Annotated in this window: 16 protein-coding genes; 6 read left to right on the top strand and 10 right to left on the bottom strand. The window is 62.8% G+C overall.

The genetic code is table 11. The annotated features are described in order from the left end of the window. Window positions 1-305: 305 nt before the first annotated feature. A complete protein-coding gene (locus EN990_RS07530; protein ID WP_063171870.1) occupies window positions 306-2372 on the top strand; it encodes an EAL domain-containing protein in 2067 nt (688 codons plus the stop codon). Window positions 2373-2448: 76 nt separating this feature from the next. Next, window positions 2449-3189 (top strand): polysaccharide deacetylase family protein, encoded by a 741-nt coding sequence (locus EN990_RS07525; RefSeq protein WP_081714379.1) that lies wholly within the window; start codon window positions 2449-2451, stop codon window positions 3187-3189. A gap of 71 nt (window positions 3190-3260) precedes the next feature. On the opposite strand, the gene EN990_RS07520 is transcribed toward EN990_RS07525, so the two are convergent. Beyond that, window positions 3261-4073: a hypothetical protein gene (locus EN990_RS07520; RefSeq protein WP_245267631.1), complete on the bottom strand. Its 813-nt coding sequence runs from the start codon at window positions 4071-4073 to the stop codon at window positions 3261-3263. 115 nt (window positions 4074-4188) lie between these two features. After that, a complete protein-coding gene (locus EN990_RS07515; RefSeq protein WP_013532326.1) occupies window positions 4189-4617 on the bottom strand; it encodes a MarR family winged helix-turn-helix transcriptional regulator in 429 nt (142 codons plus the stop codon). Between the two features lie 115 nt (window positions 4618-4732). Here EN990_RS07515 and EN990_RS07510 point away from each other — a divergent pair, with 115 nt between their 5' ends. Next, a complete protein-coding gene (locus EN990_RS07510; RefSeq protein WP_013532327.1) occupies window positions 4733-5140 on the top strand; it encodes a hypothetical protein in 408 nt (135 codons plus the stop codon). A 143-nt stretch (window positions 5141-5283) separates the two neighbouring features. Here the strand turns inward: EN990_RS07510 and EN990_RS07505 are convergent, their stop codons facing one another. Then, on the bottom strand, window positions 5284-7329 hold the full coding sequence (locus EN990_RS07505; RefSeq protein ID WP_127385469.1) for an NADH:flavin oxidoreductase: 2046 nt from the start codon (window positions 7327-7329) through the stop codon (window positions 5284-5286). Between the two features lie 101 nt (window positions 7330-7430). Here EN990_RS07505 and queF point away from each other — a divergent pair, with 101 nt between their 5' ends. Further along, the gene (gene queF / locus EN990_RS07500; protein WP_010915503.1) at window positions 7431-7892 is read left to right on the top strand and encodes a preQ(1) synthase; all 462 of its coding nucleotides are present in this window, start codon (window positions 7431-7433) and stop codon (window positions 7890-7892) included. Window positions 7893-7901: 9 nt separating this feature from the next. Here queF and EN990_RS07495 read toward each other — a convergent pair whose 3' ends face one another. From EN990_RS07495 to EN990_RS07480, 4 genes are all read right to left on the bottom strand, one after another. Beyond that, window positions 7902-8513, bottom strand: a complete 612-nt coding sequence (locus EN990_RS07495; RefSeq protein WP_127369658.1) for a hypothetical protein — start codon at window positions 8511-8513, stop codon at window positions 7902-7904. A gap of 4 nt (window positions 8514-8517) precedes the next feature. Further along, window positions 8518-8997, bottom strand: coding sequence for a DUF3828 domain-containing protein (locus EN990_RS07490; protein WP_064994159.1), 480 nt, complete (start codon window positions 8995-8997; stop codon window positions 8518-8520). Between the two features lie 96 nt (window positions 8998-9093). Beyond that, entirely contained in the window at window positions 9094-10743 is a 1650-nt protein-coding gene (locus EN990_RS07485) for an ABC transporter substrate-binding protein (protein WP_127388267.1), read from the bottom strand. A 42-nt stretch (window positions 10744-10785) separates the two neighbouring features. Further along, the gene (locus tag EN990_RS07480; RefSeq protein WP_127370354.1) at window positions 10786-12336 is read right to left on the bottom strand and encodes a trimethylamine methyltransferase family protein; all 1551 of its coding nucleotides are present in this window, start codon (window positions 12334-12336) and stop codon (window positions 10786-10788) included. A 90-nt stretch (window positions 12337-12426) separates the two neighbouring features. On the opposite strand from EN990_RS07480, the gene EN990_RS07475 reads away from it, so the two are divergent. Both EN990_RS07475 and mutL read left to right on the top strand, forming a co-directional pair. Next, the gene (locus EN990_RS07475) at window positions 12427-13329 is read left to right on the top strand and encodes a LysR substrate-binding domain-containing protein (protein WP_013532333.1); all 903 of its coding nucleotides are present in this window, start codon (window positions 12427-12429) and stop codon (window positions 13327-13329) included. 74 nt (window positions 13330-13403) lie between these two features. Next, entirely contained in the window at window positions 13404-15278 is a 1875-nt protein-coding gene (gene mutL, locus EN990_RS07470) for a DNA mismatch repair endonuclease MutL (RefSeq protein ID WP_127385315.1), read from the top strand. A 73-nt stretch (window positions 15279-15351) separates the two neighbouring features. On the opposite strand, the gene EN990_RS07465 is transcribed toward mutL, so the two are convergent. From EN990_RS07465 to EN990_RS07455, 3 genes are read right to left on the bottom strand one after another with little or no spacing between them, the layout of a single operon-like run. Beyond that, complete coding sequence (locus tag EN990_RS07465; protein WP_127369576.1) at window positions 15352-15603, bottom strand: hypothetical protein; 252 nt, start codon at window positions 15601-15603, stop codon at window positions 15352-15354. 10 nt (window positions 15604-15613) lie between these two features. Continuing rightward, window positions 15614-15940 carry a hypothetical protein gene (locus EN990_RS07460; RefSeq protein WP_027163236.1) on the bottom strand — a complete coding sequence of 109 codons (327 nt, stop codon included), beginning with the start codon at window positions 15938-15940 and terminating at the stop codon, window positions 15614-15616. 57 nt (window positions 15941-15997) lie between these two features. Beyond that, a complete protein-coding gene (locus tag EN990_RS07455; protein WP_127369578.1) occupies window positions 15998-16873 on the bottom strand; it encodes an alpha/beta hydrolase in 876 nt (291 codons plus the stop codon). Between the last annotated feature and the right edge of the window lie 105 nt (window positions 16874-16978).

Genomic DNA, 16978 nt, shown 5'->3' with positions numbered 1-16978 from the left:
ACTGTCGTCTCGTCCGCGCGAAAAATCCATCGCAAAAACGACCGGATCGGTGGCAAGCAGCACGATGCGGCCCCGATGTCGATCATCACGCGGCCGAGGAACGACGCCACGACAAAGGTTCTGGCCGATGACCGCTCAAATGCCGGTACGGTGCTAAACGAGCCGATAACCATTCCGCGATCTTTCCACGGCCGCCCCTTGCCGGACAGCCGTCGATTTCCAGTCCTGTTAACGTTTGCAGTTCAATGGTGCTCATACAAGAATCCCTAGGCAAGAATCCTTAGGCGAGAGGGCCGCCCCCGAAAATGTCGCAGCAGCCGGTGCAAACCGTTTCAGGCAAGCTCATACTGCTGATCAAGGCTGGCTATTGGCTGGCCCTGCTGATCATTGCGGCCATGGTGATCGCCTCCTTCATACTGCTGCAGCAGATGATGGCCACCCAACAGCACAATCACACCTTGCTCGACATCGTCAGCACACAAAAGACACTGTCGCAGCGCATCGTCTTCCTTGCCAGTGCAACGGGTGCCGGTTCACGCGACAAGCAACCGGCGCTGGTCAGCGCGCTCAAGCAGGCAACGGCGGAGTTCGAGACCAACTACGACCTGCTGCTCGATCAGACAGGAGCCGATCCGCAATCGCCGGCCAAGCTCGACCCGAAGTCGATCGAAAGCGTCCTCTTCGCCAAGCCCTTCCACCTCGACTATTTCTCCGTCGGGCTGATCGCCAATGGCGACCGCCTGATCTCGGCCTATGAATCGCAATTCAGCGGCAATGGCGGTTACAAGGGCGGCGGCGAACGCGTCAATCTCGACGCCTCAGTCGCCAATGCGACCTTGTCGGGTTATGCCGCGCTCGGCCAGCGCATCACTGCCGACGCCGACGACCGCTCCGAGAAGCTGCTCGCTCTCCATCGCACGCTGTTCTACGCCACAATCGGCGTCATCATACTGGTGGCGCTCTTCATCTTCAGGCCGATGTCGAACGCCATCCTGCGCAAGACGCATGAACTGATCGACGCGCGCAATTCCATGGCCTTCATCGCGGTTCATGACGGCCTCACCGGCCTGCACAACCGCACGTTCCTGACCGATCATTTCGACACGCTGATCAAGGGCACGCACCGGCGTCGCGAACGCCTTGCCGTCGTCCAGCTCGATCTCGACCGATTCAAGCAGATCAACGATACGCTCGGCCACGCCGCCGGCGACTATGTGCTGGTCGTCACGGCACAGCGCATGCGCGATTCCTGCCGGGCGTCGGATCTGTGCGTGCGCCTGGGCGGCGACGAGTTCGTCATGATCCTCGGCGGCGCCGGCGGCACCGAAGACATCAACATGCTGGCGCGGCGCATCCTGGCGCACATCAACGAGCCGATCGTCTTCCAGGGCACGACCATTCTCCCAGGCGCCAGCGCCGGCATCGCGGTCTATCCGATCGACGCCGACAATGCTGGGGATTTGCTGGTCCATGCCGACCTGGCGCTTTATTCCGCCAAGAAGCTTGGCGGTGGCAACTTCTCCTTCTTCTCCGAGGAACTGCGCCGCGAACTCGATTATCGCAAGCAGCTCGAGCACGACATCAAGGTCGCCATCGCGGAGCGGGCGTTCCAGGTCTATTTCCAGCCGCAGGTCTCGCTGACCAACGGCACGATCAGCGGCATCGAGGCGCTGGTGCGCTGGAACCATGCGGAGCGCGGCATGATCCCGCCCGGCGAATTCATCCCGGTCGCCGAGAAATGCGGCTTCATGCCCGAGATCGGCCGCATCGTCATCACCAAGGCGATCAACGAGGCGGCCAAATGGAATCGCGCCGGCATTGCCTTCGGACGGCTTGCCGTCAATGTTTCCGGCACCGAGCTGCGCGAGCACGATTTCGATGCGTTCTTGTTCGAGACGCTGGAAAAGGCTGGGCTGCCGCCGCAAAAACTGTCGCTGGAAATCGTCGAATCCGTCATCCTCGACGACGAAAAGACAGGCATCGCCGCCAAGCTGCGCCACATCAGGGCAGCCGGCGTCCATCTCGAACTCGATGATTTCGGCACCGGCTATGCTTCGCTCAGCCATGTCAACCCGAACGAGATCGATCGGCTGAAGATCGATCGCCGCTTCGTTCAGAACATCCATGAGAATGGCGACAACTCGAAGATCGTGCGCGCCATCACCGAGCTGGCGCGTGGCCTCGGCATCTCGATCGTCGCGGAGGGTGCCGAAACCGAGGCCGAGCTCGATTCGCTGATGGCGATCGGCTGCGACCAGGTGCAGGGCTACTCCATCGCCTTCCCGATGCCGCACGACAAGGCGCTGGAGTGGCTGACCGCCCGCATGCCGAAGAAGGCGAAGCTGACGGTGCTGCAAGGAAGCCTGGCATAGGTACGGCCGGGCTGCCTTGACAACCGCGTGTGAAGATGGCCGCCTTGTCGTGATCGCAACAGGGATATCGGGGCTGATGACACCGTTTCGGTTTGCCCTTGCGGCACTGCTGATCTTTGCGGCCCCCGCCCAGGGCGCCGATCGCACCATCTATCTTACCTTCGACGATGGGCCGCTGAACGGCACAAGCAACATCCTCGACGTGCTGGAGGCCGAGCAGGTTCCTGCAACCCTATTCATGGTCGGCATGCACGCACAGGCGAGCGCTGCCAACAGAGCGCTCGTCCAGCGCGCCAAGCAGCTTCCTCTGGTGACGCTCGGCAACCACAGCTACAGCCATGCCTACAATCACTACCGGCATTTCTACGGCGACACCGAGGGTGTCGTCGCCGACATGGTACGGGCAAACGCGGTTCTCGGCTTGAAGCCCGTGGTGCATGCAAGGCTGCCGGGGCGCGACGTGTTCAGGCTGCCCTCCATGTCGAAGAACGACACTTCGCTTGGCCTCGCCCAGGAGGGGCATGAAGAGCCCGACTACGAATTTGTCGCGGCCTCAGGCTTCTATCTCTACGGCTGGGACCATGAATGGGTGCACAAGGACAACGGCGAGCCGGTGCAGAGCGTCGACCATCTGGTCAGCGAGATCGATCATCTGTTCGGCTATGGGCGCTTCGTCAAGCCCGGCAAGCTGATCCTGCTGATGCATGACGAGATGTTTCAGGACGGCTTCGACGGCAAGACGAAGCTGACCAATTTGATCGCCGCGCTGAAGCTGCGCCGTTACGCCTTTGGGGCAATCCAGGGCTACGACGACTGAACCGGTAAGGACGGCAAGTTCTTCAGCGGATGTGCATCGGTACCCGATGCTGTCGCATGGCCGGCAAGGCGTCAAAGCACCTCGATCGACTCCCCGCGCAGCTTGTGCCGACGCAATTTGATGTATGTGCGCAAATTAGGCGTCATCTGAAAGCCCACCAGCTTCGTCTCCTGGAGGGGAGCAGCCCACGCCATCGTCTCGTAGCGGGCGCCGTAACCTTCGATGGTGGCGGCAAGATTTTCGTGGCCCAGATTCCTGGCCAGAGTGGCGCAGGCAGCAACCCTCGAACGAATCGACTGGCCGTATTTGGGCGCAAACGCCAGTCCGCCGTCCGCCAGGTCATCGACCTCATGGGCAAGCGCCAGGAACAGAATGTCCTCGTCGCCGGCAGGCACACCTTTGTCCACAATGCGCTCGGGATCTCCCGTGTCGAATTTCAGTCCGACCACGCGAGCGACAAGACCCTCGACGCGAGGACCGATTTTTTGCTCCAGCCACTTGCGGTGAGCATCGGTTCGCCTGCTGGATTTGCCGTCCGGATACTGGCCTCCGTCATAGGCGGCGTGAAACATAGCAGCGAGGACAAGATCGACGCTTTTGTCGAAATGCGCGACCGACGACGCAGCTCCCACCGCATGGCAGATGAAAGGCCGTCCCGTCTTGCGATAACGGCCGTTGAACATCGCGCAACACACACGATACGCCTTCTGCACCCGGGCGATATCGGCAAGCGGATATCCAGCCTCGTATAGCTGGATGTAAAGCGCCGTGTTGGTCTGGCGCGGAACGAACAGATCTTCTTTGGTCAACTTGTCCCCCCGAACGTTGTTAGGTTTTCCGGCGACTTCTCGCTGCCGAAGCCAGCGGCTTCGGTATTCTTGCACAGATTTTGCGGAAGAGTTGAGCCTGACCTCTTCCCACCAGGATCAGCCGGACAATGGAACGTTACAAATGTGATGAGGGAAGTCCAGTCCAAGGAAATTCTTGGTCCGCAGGGTTCTATCCCCCGACATTGCCCCGCAACACAGCCAGCACCTGCGCGAACTCCGCCAGACGCTCGTCGGTCAATCCCACTCGCAGCCGCTTGTCGAAGACGAGCGCGGCCTTGCGCAGTGTCTCGAACATCGCTTCTCCGGCCTCGGTCAATTCGACCAGATGAACCCGGCGGTTGACGGGGTCGCGGCGGCGCATCAGCAGGCCCTGCGCCTCCATGGCGTTGAGATGATGGGTCAGCGTCGCGCCCTGGATACCGATCATGCCGGCAAGCTCGCGCTGGTTGGCAAGGTTGCTCGACTTGACCGATAGCAGCGTGAGCCAGATCGGCAATGTACCTCCAGCCTCGACCAGGGCAGCATCGAAGGCCTGGGCAACCAGCTTGGCGGTTCGTCCGAGATTCATGCCGACTGGCGGGCGGTCAAAGGGTGTCATTGCAGGACCCTAGACGGTGTCATGCACGGATGGAACTGGCACGACTTATATATTGACATCTAACCATTCGATATCTAATCATCTAGAGATGGCGGGCTAATGAGGAAATCCGGTCATGCAATATGTCTACATCGTCGTTATCGGTCTTCATGTCATGGCAGGCGTATTCTGGGCGGGCACGACCATCGCGGTCGGCCGTGACCCGGACATCCGGGCGGAACGGTTCTTCCGGCCGCAAATGGGCGCTGCCGGCCTGGTTTTCCTGACCGGCATACTGCTCTGGTATTTCTTTCACGAGGGTGTTTTCGGCTCGATGGAGAAGGTGCTGGCGCTGGGCATCGTGACGGCCCTGATCGCCGCCGGCGTGCAAGGCGCGCTGGTGGGCTCAGCCAGCAGGCAGCTTGCCGGTGCCGATGCGGCAACGGAAAGGCAGTTGCGCGCGAAGATGACAAGAGGCGAGCGCATTGCCGGGGGGCTGTTGGTGCTGACAGTGCTGTGCATGGCCACCGCCAGAATGTTTTGAACGCCGCCACGCGGCACACCCTCACAGAATCGTGCGTTGTCTGGCGACGAGCCAATGACGTGCGAGCGCGCGGCCAGACCGAAGTACATGGGCTCTCGTACGCAGGTCCGGCCGCGCGCCACCGATCCTCGCAACGCCCAATTTCAGATCCGCAAGCCGAACCTGATGCCGTCGTAGATGGCGGCATGGATGTTGCGCGAGGCGACCGCGTCGCCGATGCGGAACAGTACAAAGCCGCCTTCTGGATTGCGCTTGGGGAAGATGTCGCCGCCGCTCACCAGCCGTTCGTAGTCGACCGCACCGCCGTTCTTCGACAGCGGCTTCAGCGAGAGATAGAGATCATCGAGCGGCAACGTACCGTGCTCGACCACCACCTGGTCGACCCTGCGCTCGCCGCGCCAGCCATCGGCGAAATCCGATGCCAGTTCGGCGACCAGTTGGTTGCCCTCGCGGCGCACCGAACGCAGCCGCGTGTTGATGGTGATGGTGACGCCCTTTTCCTGAAAGGCGCGCATATACGGCACATGGTTCATGCCGCCCATTTCCGGGGCAAAGAAACGTTCGGGCGAGACAAGTTCGAGTTTCGAGCCGGCATTGGCGATCAGTTCGGCGGCGCCCATGCCCTGATGGCCGCCATTGTCGTCATAGAGCAGTACATTTTCGGCCGGCTTGACGCTGCCGGCCATGATGTCCCAGCTTGAGGTGACAAGATTGTCGCCGGCCGTCAGCGGCGGGTTCTGCGGCAGGCCCCCGGTGGCGACCACCACCACGTCGGGTGACAGCGCCAGAACATCGTCCTTCTCCGCCCAGGTGTCGTAGCGGATCTCGACGCCGAGCCGGGCGAGTTCGGCCAGCCGCCAGTCGATGATGCCGATCAGCTCCTTGCGGCGCGGGTTCTGCGTCGCCAGTCGAATTTGGCCGCCGGCCTGGCTCGATGCTTCAAGCACCGTCACCTTGTGGCCGCGCTCGGCTGCGACCCGCGCAACCTCCAGCCCGCCGGCGCCGGCTCCGATGACCACGATTTTCTGCTTCGGTCCTTCGGTCTTGACGATGATATGCGGGATTTCGGCCTCGCGGCCAGTCGCGGCATTGTGGACGCAAAGCGCTTCGCCGCCCTCATAAATGCGGTCGAGACAATAGGTGGCGCCCACGCACGGGCGGATCTCATGCTCGCGGCCCTCCATCACCTTTTTGATGATGTGCGGATCGGCGATATGGGCGCGGGTCATGCCGACCATGTCGAGCTTGCCGGTGGCAATGGCGTGGCGTGCGGTGGCCACGTCGGATATGCGCGCCGCGTGGAAGGTCGGGAATTTCGTCGCCGCCCTCACCTCTCCGGCGAAATCGAGATGCGGCGACGAGCGCATACCGGCCACCGGTATGACCTTGGTCAGCGCCGCGTCGCTTTCGATCGAGCCGCGGATGATGTTGAGGAAATCGACCTTGCCGGAATTGGCCAGCCGCCCGGCGATCTCGATGCCCTCCTGTTTGGACAGGCCTTTTTCGAAATCTTCGTCAGCGACCATGCGGATGCCGACGACGAATTTCTCGCCGACCGACGCACGCACGGCATCAAGCACCATGTTGGTGAAGCGCAGGCGGTTGTCGAGCGAGCCGCCGAATTCGTCGTCGCGATGGTTGGTGGCCGGCGACCAGAAGCCGTCCATCAGATGGCCGTAGGATTCGAACTCGATGCCGTCCAGGCCGGCGGCCTGACAGCGCTGGGCGGCCGAAGCATAGTCGGCGACGATGCGCTCGATGTCCCAGTCCTCGATGGTTTTCGGGAATGCGCGATGCGCCGGCTCACGCACCGGCGAGGCCGAGAGTACCGGCAGCCAGTCGGCCTTGTTCCAGCCGGTACGGCGGCCGAGATGGGTGATCTGGATCATCACCTTGCAGTCGTGCTCGTGGCAGGCATCGGCGAGCTCGGCCAGCCACGGCACGATCCTGTCGTCATAGACATGCAGATTGCCGAAAGCGGCCGGGCTGTCGCGCGAGACGATCGCCGAGCCGGCGGTCATGGTCAGCGCCATGCCTCCCCTAGCCTTCTCGGCATGGTAGAGCCGGTAGCGCTCTTTCGGCATGCCGTCCTCGGAATAGGCCGGCTCATGGCTGGTCGACATGACCCGGTTCTTCAGCGTCAGATGTTTGAGCTGGTAGGGCTGGAGAAGCGGATCGTTGGAGGTCATCGTCTTCCTGCGGTTTCAAATTGTGCTAATGAGCGGCAAAATTCGTTTTCAAGCATGTCGTCCCGCACGCACTCCGGGCGCATGCGACAAGGATTGGGCCCATGATCGACACCAAAACTCTCACCCAGCTCGGTGCGCACGTCGAGACGCCACAAAGCCCCGAAGCAGCGGTCCTGGAGACCGTACCGTTTTCGCGCGGCGACGGGCCGCCGGCGATCGTGCGCTTCACCTGCCCGGAATTCACCTCGCTGTGCCCGGTCACCGGCCAACCGGACTTCGCCCATATCGTCATCGACTACGCACCCGATGCGGCTCTGGTGGAATCGAAGTCGCTCAAGCTGTTCATGACCTCGTTTCGCAACCATGGCGCCTTCCATGAAGACTGCACCGTCATGATCGGCCGCCGCATCGTGGCGGCAACCAAGCCGCTGTGGTTGCGCATAGGCGGCTATTGGTATCCACGCGGCGGCATTCCGATCGATGTGTTCTGGCAAACCGGCGCTCCGCCGGAAGGCGCCTGGCTCCCCGACACCGGGGTGGCGCCCTATCGCGGGCGGGGTTGAGCTCGCCCATCATTCGCACTGATATTGGCTGAGTGCCCATTCGCCGGTCACCGACAACAGGTCCGTGATCTTCCAGTCGCCATCGACCTTCTTGAATTTCCATTCCAGCCGGTGCGGGTTGCCCGATATGACGAAGGCGACGATGACCTTGGCCTGGTCACCGTTGATCGCCTCGAGCGTCTTCAGGCTCTTGTCTATCTCGGCCTTGTCGTAATCGGCATTGTCGAGCGCCATGTTGGGGTCGAGGCACTCGCCCTGCCCGGATTTGCGCAAGGCGTCGCTCTTGTCGAGCACGGTTTTGGCCGGATCGATGAAATGGCTTCGCTCGGCCGGATCGATCTCCAGCCCGACCTGACCGTAAAACGGCCGCACCACGGCGGTCGGCGAGCCCGGCTGGATCGGTGCGGCGGGCGCGGCTTCGGCCGGCGACCATCCAACCGGCGGCGTGGCCGGTTCTGCCGCTCCGCCCGGCGCATTTGCGGGCGGTGCAGCGCTGTCGCTCGGCTGGGTGTCGGCCGGGGCGTTTGCCGGCGGCGCACCCAACAAGCCTTGCGCGGCGGCGCCGCTCAGAGCCGCCAGCAGGCACACACCCGACAGTGCCACGAACCGGCCGTGGGCCATCGCTTCACTCCGGCGTCTGGCCGGCCATGCATTCCAGCGCGCTGAGCGTCCAGTCGCTGGTTTTGGAAGCGATGTCCGATATCTTCCACTTGCCGTCGATCTTCTTGAGCGACCAGAGCATTTCACGTTTGGAATCATCGCCTTCCGGAAACAGGCTGAAGGATGCCGTGACCTGTGCGTTGTCGCCATCCTGCTTCTCAGACAGTTTCAGCGTTTTCGAGACGGTTTTCTGATCGAAATCCTGAGCGTCGAGACCAGGATCGAAATCGATGCAGGCGACCTGGTCCGGGTTCTTTTTCGTTGCCTGGTCGTTCAGCTCGAACAGTTTCGTCACCGGTTCGGTGAACCGGTCCCGATATTGTTCGTCGGCCTCGAACTTGACCGCCGGGGCATAGAAGAACTTCACCGCGTCGGACGCCGGTCCGGCGACGGCTCCGGCCGGCAGGGCTATCGAAAGGGCGGCAACGATCACTGTCAGTCGCATGCAGAATCTCCGGCTTTTGACGGCTTGAGCCTATCAACACCACGTATCCTGCATATCGGCTTTTTTGCGGCTCATGAAGTCCTGCAGCACCTTGTTTCAGCCGTCCAGCCAGACGTTCTGAAGGTCCATCTCGAATGTCTGGTGGACACCATAGTTCTTCACCTTCTTGCTCATGTGGCTGTAGAGCTTCTGCCAGAAGGGCTGAATAATGACGCCCGAATCCTGCAGGATCTGCTCGACATCCTTCATGACCTCGCGTCGTTTCTCCACGTCGATGAGCGAAAGCGCCTGCTTGAGCTTGGCATCGAAATCGGGGTTGGAATATGCCGATTCATTCCAGGCCTCGCCGGTGCGATAGCCGAGCGCCAGCACCTGCACGCCAAGCGGGCGCATGTACCAGATCGTCATCGAATAGGGATATTTCGTCCAGTCGTTCCAGAAGGTCGAACCCGGCAGCACCGTGCGCTTCACCTTGATCCCGGCATCGCGCAACTGGCCGGCAATGGCGTCGCCGGTATTCTTCTGCCAATCGTCCTCGATGGTGATCAGCTCATGCTCGAAGTCGGCCTGTCCGGCTTCCGCCATCAGCTTCTTGGCGCCGGCGGCGTCGCGTGTCTTATTGGGCAGCGCATAGTATTCCGGATGGATCGGGGCGACGTGGTGGTTTTCACCAGGGGTGCCTCGCCCGGCATAACCGAGTTCGAGGACCGCATTGTTGTCGACGGCCATTTGCAGGGCGTTGCGCACCCGCTTGTCGTCATAGGGCTTGTGGGTGATGTTGGTGCGGGCAACCAGCGTCGTCGCCGTCGCCACCTCCGATTTCACCAGATCCATCTTGTCGAGAATGTCGATGAAGTCGGCGGGCGACTCGAAATTGAGGTCGATCTCACCGGATTCGAACGCGTTCACGGTGGCGTTGAAATCGGTGCCGTAGTCGACGAACTCGACGCTGTCGAGCGGCGCCTCACCACCCCACCATTTGCCATTCTCACGACGCTTGACGACCGCCTTCTGGCCGACATCGTAGGAGACCAGTTCGAACGGTCCCGTGCCGATCGGCTTCTTGATCGGATCGGCACCGTCGGCATCGAAGCTGCGATGGACGACGAGCGCCGGATAGTCGGTGAAATTCGGGATCAGCGAAATGTCTGGTTCGCTTAACTTCAGCTTGACCGTATTGTCGTCGACCTTGGTGATCGCGCCATCCCTGGCCTTGCCGGTCTTTGCGTCGATCAGCGCGCCGACCCGGGCGGCCATGGAATTGCCGGCGACATTCTTCTCGCACCAGCGGGTCAGATTGTGAGCGACGTCATCGGCGTTGAAGGCATCGCCATTATTCCACGTGATGCCCTTGCGCACATGCAGCACGTATTCGGTGGCGTCGTCGTTGATATCCCAGCTTTCGAGCAGGACCGGCTCGAAGGTGAATTGCCTGGTATAGCGGACAAGCGGCTCCAGCCAGCAGCGCGAAATGTTCGCCAGTTCCACCCAGTCGTAAGTGCGCGGATCCTTCTGTCCCTTCACCGACATCGAGACGCGCAGCGTTCCGCCTTTCTTCGGCTCTTCGGCCAAGGCCCGATCCGGCACGGCAAGGCCGATCATGCCATAGGCAAGAGCCGTCGATGCGCCGAAGGCGCTTGCCAGCGCCAGGAACTCGCGCCGGTCGACACGACCCGCGCGTGCTTCGACCGCCATTGCCTCGATAGCGCTCGGCACGCGATCGCCACTGCTTCTGAAGAATGCCATTTTTTCCTCCCGTCTGGTTCCCTTTGATCTTGGTTCTTCGCCTCAACTGACGCTGTCCGGCAGCCTCTCCTCGCGCCGCGCGATGAAATCCATCAGGCCATCGGCGATGCCTTCGTCGAGCTTCGGCTCCTCGTAATCCGCCAGCATGTTGCGCGCCTTCTCGCGGCCGCGCGTGTCGTGGTCCTTCGCCCCTTCTGCCTTCCACTGTTCGAACGAATTGAAGTCCATGATCGAGGGCATGAAGAAGGCGGATTCGAAATGTTCCAGCGTGTGCTGGGTACCGAGGAAATGGCCCTGCGGTCCCACCTCGCGGATTGCCGCCATGGCTTCCTTGAAATCGTCGAACGGCAGGCCGCCGGCATATTTGTACCAGCCGACGAGCTGTTCGCAGTCGGTGGCGAATTTCGAATAGCCGCAGGTCAGGCCGGCCTCGAGCCATCCGGCGGAGTGCCAGATGTAGTTGGCGCCGGCGAGGATGGCGGCATGCATCAGCATGTTCGCCTCGTAACCAGCCTGGGCGTCGTTGAGCTTCGACCCGACATGGAAGCCGGAGGTGCGCCACGGCAGCCGGTATTTCCGCGCCAGCGCTCCCATCAGATACATCATCTGCGCCGCCTCGGGCGTGCCGCCCATCGGAGCACCGGTCTTCATGTCCACCGTGACCATGAACTGTCCGTAGATCTGCGGCGAGCCTGGGCGCAGCAGTTGCGTGAAGGCGACGCCCGCCAGCGCTTCCGCATTGACCTGTGCCACAGCGCCCACGGCGGACGCCGAAGTCGAGGCGCCGCACAGTGCAAAGGGTGCGAGGATCAGCGGCTGGTTGCTTCGCGCATAGACCTTCATCGCGTCCAGCATGGTGGCGTCCCACACCAGCGGCGAATTGCAGTTGGTGATCGACACCAGGACCGGATTGTCGCGGACGTAATCCTCTCCGAACACGATGCCTGCCATCGCCATCGTGTCTTCCGCCCGCTCCTTGGACGTGACGATGCCCATGAACGGCTTGTCGGAATGCTTAAGCGCGGAATGGATGATGTGGAGGTGACGCTTCGGTACCGCGATTTCCATCGGCTCGCAAATGACCGAACTCGATGAATGCAGCGCCGGCGCCATGTAGGCGAGTTTGTGGAAATTGTTGAGGTCGGCGAGCGTGCCGTAACGCCTGTTGTTATCGAGATCGCGAACATAGGGCGCGCCATACATCGGCACGAAGATGGTATTGTTGCCGCCCACCCGCACCGTGCGCTGCGGATTCCTCGCATTGAGCGTGAACTCCGACGGGACCTTCGACACCAGTTCCATCAGCAGGGCCCGGTCGATCCGCACACGGGTTTCCGAGACATCCGCGCCCGCCGCCTTCCACAGTGCGATAGCCTCGTCGTCGCGGAACTCGCATCCCACCTCTTCGAGGATCAAGAGCGACTCCTCGTGGATCAGCTCGACCGCCTCATCCGGGACCATCTGGTAGACGGGGATCTGGCGGACCAGCGTCGGGAACGACGTTACGGGAGCTCCGCGCAGGGCCTTGCGCCCCAGGCGGCCGCCACTGCGGCGGTTGGCATGTTCGGTCACTTCGGGGGCCGGTGCGTTCATGGCAACTCCATTCCACTCATGAAGGAGCCTAGCGCGACAAAATGGTGATGTGACGCTGGAAAATCCTGATCTCTTGTATAAGCTCAGCTTATGCGAAGCTTGCGCCACCTTCTGCCTTCGGCCGGCAGCCTGATCGTCTTCGAGGCGGCCGGGCGGCTGTCGAGCTTCACCGCCGCCGGGCGCGAGCTGGGCATGACGCAGGCCGCCGTCTCCTATGCCGTGCGCGGACTGGAAGAACAGCTCGGCGCCAAGCTGTTCCAGCGCCGCCACCGCCAGGTGCTCCTGACCGAGGCCGGCGAGCGCTTCCATGCCGACGTCTCGCTCGGCCTTTCGCACATCCGCAAATCGGCGGAGGATCTGCGCCTGCAGGCGACCGGCGGTCATGTCACGCTGGCCGCCTCGACCGCGTTCGGTTCGTTCTGGATGATGCCGCGCCTGCAGCAGTTCCGTGACGAGCTGCCGGGCATCGACCTGCGTATCCAGACCGCCGACCGCGACCTCGACATCATCGCGGAAGGCATCCCGCTCGGCGTGCGCGGCGGCGCGCCGCGGGACTGGCCGGACTATCATTCGTTGCCGCTGGCTGACGAGGAGATATTTCCCGTCGCCGGCACCAGCTATGCGGCAAAGTTCGGCCTGCCCAGATCCGCTGCCGAACTGGCCACGCACCGCCTCATCCATCTGGAGGAGCCGTATCGCGAGGCGGCCAGTTGGGACGAATGGTTCCAGTCTGCGGGCGCCAATCTCAGCGATACCGCGCGCGGCCTGCGCATCAACGACTACGGCCTGGTGATTCAGGGTGTCATGGAAGGCCAAGGCATCGCGCTCGGCTGGCGGCACCTCGCCGAGCGGCTGCTGGCGTCGGGCCTGCTGGTGCCGGTGACGGATCATGTGCTGAAGACCGGCAAGGCCTTCTATGTCGTCTGGCCGAAGAACCGGGAGCTCAGCGACAACGCCCGCAAGGTGCGCGACTGGCTGGCGGCGCAGGCATAAGTCGTTTTCCACTGATCCACCGCTGGCGCAATTCTGCCCCTCCCGCGCGACGCGAATCCGCCTATAGTGCCGCCATGCCCATCCGCCAGCTTTCCGAAACGATGATCAACCAGATCGCCGCCGGCGAAGTCATCGAGCGTCCGGCGAGCGTGGTCAAGGAACTGGTCGAGAATGCGCTCGATGCCGGTGCTTCGCGCGTCGAGATCGTCACATCGGGCGGCGGGCTGAACCTGATCCGCGTCACCGATGACGGCTCCGGCATTGCCGAACGGGAGCTGGCGCTGGCGATCGCACGTCACTGCACCTCCAAGCTCACCGAGGATATCAACGACATCCGCTCGCTGGGCTTCCGCGGCGAAGCGCTGCCGTCGATCGGCTCGGTGTCGCGACTTTCGATCCGCTCGCGCACGGCAGCGAGTGACAGCGCCGCCGAGATCGGCATCGAGGGTGGCCGCGTCCTGCCTGTCAGGCCGGCGGCGGCCAATCGCGGCACCACGGTCGAGGTGCGCGACCTGTTCTTCGCAACGCCGGCCCGATTGAAGTTCATGAAGGGCGAGCGCGCCGAAAGCTCGGCCACCAGCGATGTGGTCAAGCGCATCGCCATCGCCTTCCCCGCCGTGCGCTTCACGCTGGCCGGCTCGGACCGCTCGACACTGGAATTGCCGGCGGCGGATGACAGCGCGGAAGGCAGCCTGCGTCGTGTCGCCCAGGTGATGGGCGCCGACTTTCCCGACAATTCGATTGCCCTCGACGCGATGCGCGATGGCGTGCATCTGACCGGCCACGTGTCGATCCCGTCCTTCACCCGCGCCAACGCGCTGCAGCAATATGCCTACGTCAACGGCCGCCCGGTGCGCGACAAGCTGATCGCCGGCGCCATACGCGGCGCCTATGCCGACGTCCTGCCGCGCGACCGCCATGCGGTGACGGTGCTGTTCCTGACGCTCGATCCGGCCATCGTCGACGTCAACGTCCATCCAGCCAAGGCCGATGTGCGCTTCCGCGATCCCGGCCTTGTGCGCGGATTGATCGTCGGGGCCATCCGACAGGCACTGGCCGATGCCGGCGTCCGCGCCGCCACCACGGGTGCCGCCGGCATGATGGCGGCGTTCCGGCCAGGGGCCGCATCCTACGGCCACGGCGGACCGGCAAACGGCCACCGCAGCTACGACGCGGCCTACCGCGCGTCGGGTCCGTCCGGCTTCGATCCTGCCCGATCGCCGCAGCGGCCGCTCGATATGGGTTTCGATGGTGCGGGCTTCGAGCAGCGCGGCTTGCGAGAAAGCGAGCAAGCGGCTTTCGATGCCGGTCCGCTTGCCAGCGCCGATGCACGCGCAGGGCAGGATGAAGCGGCCGAGACGTTGCTCGGCGCGGTGCTGGGCGCGGCGCGCGCCCAGGTGCATGAGAATTACATCGTCGCCCAGACCAGGGATTCGCTCATCATCGTCGACCAGCATGCGGCGCATGAACGGCTGGTCTACGAGGCGCTGAAGAATGCGCTGCATTCGCGCCCGGTGCCCTCGCAGATGCTACTTCTGCCCGAAATCATCGACCTGCCGGAAGAGGATGCCGAGCGGCTTGCGCTGCATTCGGAAACGCTGGCCCGCTTCGGTCTCGGCATCGAGCGCTTTGGCCCCGGCGCTGTCGCGGTGCGCGAGACGCCGTCGATGCTGGGCGAGGCCAATGTCCAGCAATTGGTGCGCGACCTCGCCGACGAGATCGCCGACAACGACACGGTCGACACGCTGAAGGAGCGGCTGGACAAGATAGCCGCGACCATGGCGTGCCACGGCTCTGTGCGCTCCGGCCGCCTGCTCAAGGCCGAGGAGATGAACGCGCTGCTGCGGCAGATGGAGGCGACGCCCGGCTCCGGCACCTGCAACCACGGCCGCCCCACTTATATCGAACTCAAGCTGGCGGATATCGAACGGCTTTTCGGACGGCGATAGCTGCGGACGGATTGCGGGCCTATCGCTTCGCCGCTCGAGGTCGGCAGGTCAAGGAGGCCGGCCGACAATGTGGTCACCCGCGATTTTCGCCCAGCGGCCTGAGTAGCGCGATCGCAGCCGCCGCCAGCAGGAGGATCGCACCGGTGATTTCAGCCCAGCCGACCGCCTCGCCGAAAAGCCAGGCTCCTGCCGCCAAAGCGGTCAGCAAATAGCGTGCAGCCGCCAGCAGGAGCGGAGGCGCGTCATTGAGACCGAGCTTGATCGCGGCCCAGGTCAGCCCCCAGATCAGCGATATCACCGCGAAGAAGAAGAGGTTGCGAACCACCGATCGGCGCTCAGCGCAGTCCCCGACGATCGACAAGTATCCGATGGATTTCGATCCGCTCCGGCAGCTCGATCAGGAACTCGGCATCGCGGTCCAGATGATGGACTTTGGTCGGTTCGCCTTTGGTAAAGGCGGTCATCGCTTGCATGTCGGCCCAATAGGAGATGGTTGTGAACCACGTCTCGGCATCACGGTCCTCGCGCAGCAATTGGACGCCAAGCGCCGTCTTCTCGAGGGGCGGAATACCCTCGGCACGCAGGTATGGCTCATAGGCGTCGGCGATGTCGCGGCGGGTGCGACCGCGCCAGATGCGCGCGATGGTCGGTTTGGTCGGCATGAGGTTCTCCTTCAGTCAGGCGGACAGCAAACCGGGCATAGCGGACGCCGGCTGTGATCAGCCGTGAACACGAGCCAGGAAATCGCGGACCAGCGGCAGCGCGTCGTCGAAATGTGTCTCGAGCAGCCAATGACCCGCCCCTTCGATCAGATGCAGTTCCGCATCGGGCAGATCGCGATGATAGGCCGTTGCCGACGCCGCGGGCATATAGCCATCCTCTGGCCCCCAAACGATCAACGTGGGCGGATGGTGTTCACGCAAATAAGCCTGGTAGCGCGGAAACCAGGTGAGATTGGCTTCCAGCTTCTCCATCAGACCGACGGCGATCTGCCGACGAACCGGCGTGTTCATCAGTGGCCAGTGAAGGCTCCAGAGATCGGGCGGCACGCGCATGGCGACGTCGTCAGCCACTTCCCCGATGAACTCGGCCCGGAACCCGTCCTCACTTACCGCGGCCTCGAGCGGACGGTGCTTGCCGGGCGCCTTGTCGGTCCACCAGGCCTTGATCGTGGCGTATTTGGGTCCAAGCACGTCCTCGTAGATGTCGCCGTTCTGGATGATCAGGGCGCTGATCCGCTCCGGGTGCGAGATCGCATGCCGGAGCCCTATCTGCGAGCCATAATCGTGCAGCCACAAGGCGTAGCGTTCGAGACCGAATTCATCGGCAAGCTTGGAAAGCACGTCGCAATAGGCGTCGAAATCATAGCCGAAGGTGACCGGATCGGGTGTGCCGCTGTATCCGAAGCCAGGCCAGTCGAATGCAATCGTCCGCCAGCGGTCGGCGAGCGCCGGCATCAGTCGGCGGAATTGGAACGAAGAGCAGGGATAGCCGTGCGGCAAGAGCAAGACAGGTGCTTCTAACGGCCCTGCCTCGCGATAAAAAATGGATAGATCATCCAGTTGCATGCGTCGGTGCGTGGTTGCACCCGGCATTCGGACCTCCGTCGAACAAACCTCGGCTAAACGCGTTTGATCGAGGGATCGTTCCGAATGGCGGAAGCGGACGGTCGGCAATATTCATCTCTTCAAATTCACCAC

Source organism: Mesorhizobium sp. M7A.F.Ca.US.005.03.1.1, assembly GCF_003997975.1.
Lineage (GTDB): Bacteria > Pseudomonadota > Alphaproteobacteria > Rhizobiales > Rhizobiaceae > Mesorhizobium > Mesorhizobium ciceri.
The sequence above is the reverse complement of the archived record's forward strand: the minus strand, read 5'-3'. Positions and strand labels throughout refer to the sequence as shown.